This is a genomic window from Sphingomonas sp. Ant20, from assembly GCF_000783375.1.
GTDB classification, from domain to species: domain Bacteria; phylum Pseudomonadota; class Alphaproteobacteria; order Sphingomonadales; family Sphingomonadaceae; genus Sphingomonas; species Sphingomonas aerolata.
This window is the reverse complement of record NZ_JRVI01000105.1, coordinates 1-3,467: the sequence shown is the minus strand read 5'-3', so window position 1 is coordinate 3,467 and position 3,467 is coordinate 1. Positions and strand designations below refer to the sequence as shown.

Genomic DNA, 3,467 nt, shown 5'->3' with positions numbered 1-3,467 from the left:
CAACGGCACGATCGGCGCTCTGCTCGGCGCCGCGTGCGGCTCGCCGGAACGTGATCGATAAGTCGGACAACCCGCGCTATTGCCGGAGGTAAGCGCGACAGCGCGGGTGCTCGCCAAGCCGAGCACCCGCGCCACCCAGTTCCCTCGCGTAGCGTATCGAGGGCAGAGGCCCGGTCCCCACAGGGGCCGGCCTCGTGTCGTCCGGAGCCGCGCACCGCGCGGAACCGGACCGGCCGGCGGGTGGCGCCAGCGCCAACCCGGCCGACGGCTTTGCCGACGGCAGGCCCGGCCTGAGCCCTTACCCCTCCGTCATCCTCTCCCCGTCATCCCGACGAAAGTCGGGACCCAGAGCCCAGCAGCGACACCCCTCGTTACCCTGGACCCTGACTTTCGTCAGGATGACGGAGTTTGGTCGGGCCGGTCGACACCCCACTCCCGTCATCCTGACGAAAGTCAGGATCCAGGATACCACCCACCGTCCCCAGCCGCGCATCCCCGCTTCCGCCGCAACGCCGACCGCCCTACGCTGCGACATCCAGACCCCGGAGAGCCCCGTGATCCGCCCCCCTTGCGCTCGCCATGCTGACGACTCTTCCGCTGCTCGCCGGCTGTGCGGCCGGGCCGCACGCCGAAAAGCCCGTCCTCACCGCACACGCGGTCGCGCAGATCGCCACCCGCTGCGGCGCGGTCCGCGGCAAATTCCGTCCCAGCCGGACCGAGCTCCCCAGCGCAGATTTCACCCTGCACGCCGACGATCAGGGCGACGCGCAGTCCTCCCCGACGGTCCGCTGCATCGGCACCGCGCTCGACGCGTACCGCCACGATTATTTCGGTTTCGCCCCCGAGACCGGAGCACTCCCGTCATCCTGACGAAAGTCAGGACCCAGAGCCCAGGCCACCGTCCGCCGCCAAACCCACGCCGCCGGCAAAGCCGTCGGCCGGACCGGGTTGCACCCGTCCGCCGGCCGTGCCGGTTTTGGCCCGGCTGCCGCGCACCCGGGCCAAAACCGTCAATACATATGCTGCCCGCCGTTGATGCTGAGCGTCGAGCCGGTCACGAACCCGCCCTCTTCCGAGCACAGGAACACCACCCCGCGCGCAATCTCGCTCGCCTGGCCCAGCCGCCCGACCGGGATCTTCGCGACGATCTTTTCGAGCACGTCGGCCGGCACCGCCGCCACCATGTCCGTATCGATATAGCCCGGCGCGATCGCATTGACCGTCACGCCGGCCCGCGCGCCCTCCTGCGCCAGCGCCTTGGTAAAGCCGTGGATGCCCGATTTCGCCGCAGCGTAATTGACCTGGCCATATTGCCCGGCCTGCCCGTTGATCGAGCCGATATTGACGATCCGCCCCCATTTGCGCGTCCGCATGCCCGGGAACACCGCCTTGGCCATGTTGAAGCAGCCGCCCAGATTGGTGTCGATCACCGCCTTCCAGTCGTCATAGCTCAGCTTCAGGATCGTGCCGTCGCGCGTGATGCCCGCATTGTTCACGACGATGTCGACATCGCCCAGATCGGCCGCGACCTTCGCACAGCCCGCCTGACACGCGTCATAATCCGCGACATCCCATTGATAGACCGCGATTCCCGTCCGCGCGGAAAACGCCTCGGCGCGTTCGGCATTGCCCGCATAGGTCGCCGCCACGGTCAGCCCGGTCTTCTGCAGCGCAAGGCTGATCGCCTCGCCGATGCCACGCGTTCCCCCGGTTACGATCGCGACGCGTGCCATGCCTTCTCTCCCGCCATACGTGTTTTACCGGAGGCTAACCGCGGCGCGTCCAACCTTCAAGCTCGCGTGCGAGCAGCCGCTCGAGCATCACGATCCCCGCGGGGCCATCGTTCAGGCACGGCAGATAGGCAAAGTCCTTGCCGCCCGCCTCCTCGAAGCTCTCGCGCCCACGAATCGACAATTCCTCGAGCGTTTCCAGACAGTCCGCCGAAAAGCCGGGGGCAAAGATCGCGACCTTGGTCTTCCCCGCCTTGGCCAGTTCGACCAGCGTCTCGTCGGTCGCGGGCCCGAGCCATTTCTGCGGCCCGAACCGCGACTGGAACGCGACCGTCAGCTCGCGCCCCATCGCCGCGCTCAGCAGCCGCGCGGTCTTCTGGCAGTGGCAATGATAGGGATCGCCCATCTCCAGCGTGCGCTTGGGCATGCCGTGGAAGCTTGCGACGATCGCATCGGGAACGAAGTCGAGCGCGGCGAGCGACGTCTCGAGATCGGTCTTCAGCGCGTCGATATACAAGGGGTCGTCATAATAAGGCGGCAGCGTGCGCAGCGCGGGCTGCCAGCGCAGCCCCGCCAGATGCGCAAACGCCTTGTCGTTGGCGGTCGCGGTCGTCGCCGCGCAATATTGCGGATAGAGCGGCGCGAGCAGGATCCGCTCGCACCCCGCCGCCTGCATCGCGCTCAGCCGCTCGGCGATCGCCGGCCGGCCATAGCGCATCGCCCAGTCGACCATCACCTCGGGACCGAACGAATCCCTCACCGCCGCCGCCTGCAACCGCGTGATCGCGGCGAGCGGCGAACCGTCCTCGCGCCACACCTGGCTGTACGCATGCGCCGATTTCTTCGGCCGCGTGTTCAGGATGATACCGCGCAGGATCGGCTGCCACGCGATCGCCGGAATCTCGACGACACGGCGATCCGACAGGAATTCGCCGAGATAGCGTTTGACCGATCGCACGTCGGGGCCGTCGGGCGTCCCCAGGTTCATCAGCAGGACGCCGATCCGGGGCTTCGGAATCGCGGGATGGTCGGGGGGCAGGGTCATGTCGAGGGTCTTAAAGGCAAATCGCGCAGACGAAAGCCCGTTGCGGAGAAGATTGCGTTGGCGATCGCCGGCGCGACCGCGGGCACGCCCAGCTCGCCGACCCCGCCCGGCGCCTCGTCGCTGCGGATCAGCTCGACGGTGATGTCGGGCGTGTCCGCCAGCCGCGGCAGGTGCAGGTCGCCGAACCCGCGTGCATCGGCCAGGTTGCGCGTGAAGCCGGTCGCCGCGCCCAGTGCGGTCGCCAGCCCGAAGATCAGCCCGCCCTCGATCTGCTGGCGGACCAGATCGGGGTTGATCTGCACCCCGCAATCGACCGCCGCGACCAGCCGCTCGACCACCGGCCGCCGGTCCGCGCCCAGATGCGCCTCCGCCAGCACGGCGATGAAACTGCCGCGAAAGGCGTGGGCCGCGATCCCCTGCCCGCTGCCGGGCACGCCGCCATTCCACCCGCCCAGCGACGCCGCGGTCGACAGGCACCGCGCGAGTCTTGCGCCGCCGCCCAGCATGCCGATCCGGTAGGACATCGGCTCGGTCGCGGCGATCCGCGCGAGCTCGTCGACGAACGTCTCGGTGAAGAACGCGGTATAGCCATGCGCGCCGCCGCGCAGCGCGCCCGTCGGCACGCCGATCTCGGCGGCATGATGCACGACCGCCACCGCCGGGATCGCATAGGCGGGCAGCGCACCGCCGAC

Annotated in this window: 4 protein-coding genes; 1 reads left to right on the top strand and 3 read right to left on the bottom strand. The window is 69.0% G+C overall.

From position 1 onward, the window contains the following. The first annotated feature begins 579 nt into the window (after positions 1-579). The gene (locus NI18_RS13690) at positions 580-870 is read left to right on the top strand and encodes a hypothetical protein (protein WP_037530553.1); all 291 of its coding nucleotides are present in this window, start codon (positions 580-582) and stop codon (positions 868-870) included. Between the two features lie 140 nt (positions 871-1,010). Here NI18_RS13690 and phbB read toward each other — a convergent pair whose 3' ends face one another. The 3 genes from phbB to NI18_RS13675 form a co-directional block, all read right to left on the bottom strand. Further along, complete coding sequence (phbB, locus tag NI18_RS13685) at positions 1,011-1,733, bottom strand: acetoacetyl-CoA reductase (RefSeq protein WP_037530550.1); 723 nt, start codon at positions 1,731-1,733, stop codon at positions 1,011-1,013. A 34-nt stretch (positions 1,734-1,767) separates the two neighbouring features. Further along, a complete protein-coding gene (gene hemH / locus NI18_RS13680; RefSeq protein WP_037530548.1) occupies positions 1,768-2,775 on the bottom strand; it encodes a ferrochelatase in 1,008 nt (335 codons plus the stop codon). Beyond that, positions 2,772-3,467: molybdopterin cofactor-binding domain-containing protein (locus NI18_RS13675; protein WP_037530546.1), on the bottom strand; the 696-nt coding region annotated here is incomplete at its 5' end. The genes hemH and NI18_RS13675, both read right to left, overlap by 4 nt.